The organism is Nitrosomonas sp. JL21, assembly GCF_009833095.1.
Classification (GTDB): Bacteria; Pseudomonadota; Gammaproteobacteria; order Burkholderiales; family Nitrosomonadaceae; genus Nitrosomonas.
Map to the genome: position 1 here is coordinate 1 of NZ_QRCB01000012.1, position 2,447 is coordinate 2,447.

At 49.2% G+C, this 2,447-nt stretch carries 3 protein-coding genes; 2 read left to right on the forward strand and 1 reads right to left on the reverse strand.

Going from position 1 to position 2,447, the window contains the following annotated elements:
- Nucleotides 1-75: 75 nt before the first annotated feature.
- Nucleotides 76-306, reverse strand: a complete 231-nt coding sequence (locus tag ABF87_RS14750; RefSeq protein ID WP_205012662.1) for a hypothetical protein — start codon at nt 304-306, stop codon at nt 76-78.
- On the opposite strand from ABF87_RS14750, the gene ABF87_RS05270 reads away from it, so the two are divergent.
- Together ABF87_RS05270 and ABF87_RS05275 are read left to right on the forward strand one after the other, a co-directional pair.
- Nucleotides 293-1,060, forward strand: a complete 768-nt coding sequence (locus ABF87_RS05270; RefSeq protein WP_240143537.1) for a methane monooxygenase/ammonia monooxygenase subunit A — start codon at nt 293-295, stop codon at nt 1,058-1,060. The genes ABF87_RS14750 and ABF87_RS05270 overlap by 14 nt on opposite strands.
- Entirely contained in the window at nt 1,060-2,322 is a 1,263-nt protein-coding gene (locus tag ABF87_RS05275; RefSeq protein WP_160828096.1) for a methane monooxygenase/ammonia monooxygenase subunit B, read from the forward strand. The genes ABF87_RS05270 and ABF87_RS05275 overlap by 1 nt, the downstream gene beginning before the upstream one ends.
- The last annotated feature ends 125 nt before the right edge of the window (nt 2,323-2,447 follow it).

Here is a 2,447-nt window from a genome sequence, read left to right on the forward strand (position 1 = left end):
TGACAGACGTGATCTGGAATAACCAAAGCAAAGAAATCCTCAACAACCGGATTATTCCTTAATCCAGGTGAGAGATCATTCCTGCTCGGAAAGAAGAGCGGGAATGATGGAAGAGAAGAAATAGAAGTTTGAGGATGGATACCGGGCGAAGTTATCGCCAAGAAAAGCGAAGACAAAAAGAATCGCCGGGTTTTCAAAAATTAATATCACACGAAATTGAAGGGAGGGTCTTCTAGTGACTAGAACAGACGAAATTATAGCAGCGGCAAAGATGCCGCCGGAAGCGGTCAGGATGTCCAGATACATAGATGCGGTATATTTTCCGATTCTGTGCATACTGCTGGTTGGAACGTATCACATGCACTTCATGCTACTGGCAGGAGACTGGGATTTCTGGCTTGATTGGAAAGACCGTCAATGGTGGCCAGTTGTAACCCCGATTGTAGGGATCATGTATTGTGCAGCGTTGATGTATTACTTATGGGTAAACTATCGTCTGCCATTTGGCGCGACACTGTGTATCGTATGCCTGCTGGTAGGTGAATGGCTCACCCGCTACTGGGGCTTTTACTGGTGGTCACACTATCCATTGAACTTCGTATTGCCATCGACCATGATACCTGGTGCGTTGATGATGGATACGATCATGCTGCTGACGGGTAACTGGCTGGTTACAGCCCTGTTAGGCGGTGGATTCTTTGGACTGTTCTTCTACCCAGGCAACTGGCCGATTTTTGGTCCAACCCACTTACCAGTGGTCGTTGAAGGTGTACTGTTATCGATAGCTGACTACACCGGCTTCCTGTATGTACGTACCGGTACGCCAGAATATGTCCGCTTGATTGAACAAGGTTCACTGCGTACCTTTGGTGGTCATACGACGGTAATTGCAGCGTTCTTCTCAGCGTTCGTATCGATGCTGATGTTCTGCGTATGGTGGTACTTTGGCAAACTGTACTGCACCGCTTTCTACTATGTTAAAGGAGAAAGAGGACGCATCTCGATGAAGAACGACGTAACGGCGTTTGGTGAAAAAGGCTTTGCACAGGGGATCAAATAATGAGTATAAAGAGCATTTTTAAGCTGGGCGTATTAGGCCTGTATGGAGCGGCGATAGGAGCGGCATCACTGGCGCTGACGCTGACGGTAGACGTAAACACGGCAGCGGCACACGGTGAACGTTCACAAGAACCGTTCTTGCGTATGCGAACGATCCAGTGGTACGACCTGAAATGGCAACCTAAAGTCACCAAAGTCAATGACATAGCGACCATTACCGGTAAGTTCCACCTGGCGGAAGACTGGCCACGTGCGGTAGGTAAACCAGAACGTGCGTTTTTCAACATAGGAAGCCCGAGCCCGGTGTTTGTACGTTTGAGCACCAAACTGAACGGCGAACCGACGTTCATTTCAGGCCCGCTGGTAATTGGTCGTGACTATGAATTTGAAGTCAGACTGAAAGCCCGTATTCCTGGACGTCACCATATGCACGCGATGGTTAACGTGAAAGAAGCAGGTCCGATTGCAGGCCCGGCATCGTGGATGAACATTTCCGGAAACTGGGATGACTTTACCAACCCAGTGACGACACTGACGGGTAAAACCATCGACCTGGAAACGTTCAACTTCAGCAACGGTGTTTTCTGGCATATCGTATGGCTGGGACTGGGCTGCTTCTGGATTGGCGCTTTCGTAGCCCGTCCGATGTTCCTGCCACGTAGCCGTGTGTTGTTGGCGTATGGCGACGAACTGCTGCTTGATCCGTTTGATCGCAAATTGGCGTGGGCTGTAGCAATTCTGACCTGCGCACTGGTATGGGGCGGCTATCGTTATACCGAAAGCGTTCACCCATATACGGTACCGATCCAAGCGGGTGAATCGAAGGTAGAACCTCTGCCGATTGCACCAAATCCTGTAGCGATCAAAGTAACGCATGCGAACTATGACGTACCGGGACGTGCATTGCGCGTAACGATGGAAATCACCAACAATGGCGATTCAGAAATCAACATTGGTGAGTTCACGACAGCGGGTGTACGTTTTGTCAACAAGTTAGGTCAATCGCACCTGGATCCTGATTATCCACGCGAACTGGTAGCAACCGGTTTGACGATGGATAGCGACAAAGGCGTTCAACCTGGCGAAACCCGTGAAGTTAAGATGGAAGCCAAAGATGCGTTGTGGGAAGTACAACGTTTGATGGCTCTGTTGGGTGACCCAGAAAGCCGCTTTGGTGGCTTGCTGATGACCTTTGATGCGCAAGGCAATCGTTATATCAACAGTATTGCTGGAGCGGTGATACCGGTCTTCACGAAGCTATAAGCCAAGTATAGGCACAACACCGGCACACCACTGTCGAAAGACAGCCGGTGTGCCGGTTTTTTTATCAGCAGAAAAAACAGTGTGAAATAAACCACTGCACATCATGCGAACAAAACTAAAACAAG

What these genes read in the sequence shown, in the direction of transcription:
- ABF87_RS05275 (WP_160828096.1), top strand. Translation starts at nt 1,060, where the DNA reads ATGAGTATAAAGAGCATTTTTAAGCTGGGCGTATTAGGCCTGTATGGA.
- ABF87_RS05270 (WP_240143537.1), top strand. Translation starts at nt 293, where the DNA reads ATGTCCAGATACATAGATGCGGTATATTTTCCGATTCTGTGCATACTG.
- ABF87_RS14750 (WP_205012662.1), bottom strand. Translation starts at nt 306, where the DNA reads ATGTATCTGGACATCCTGACCGCTTCCGGCGGCATCTTTGCCGCTGCT.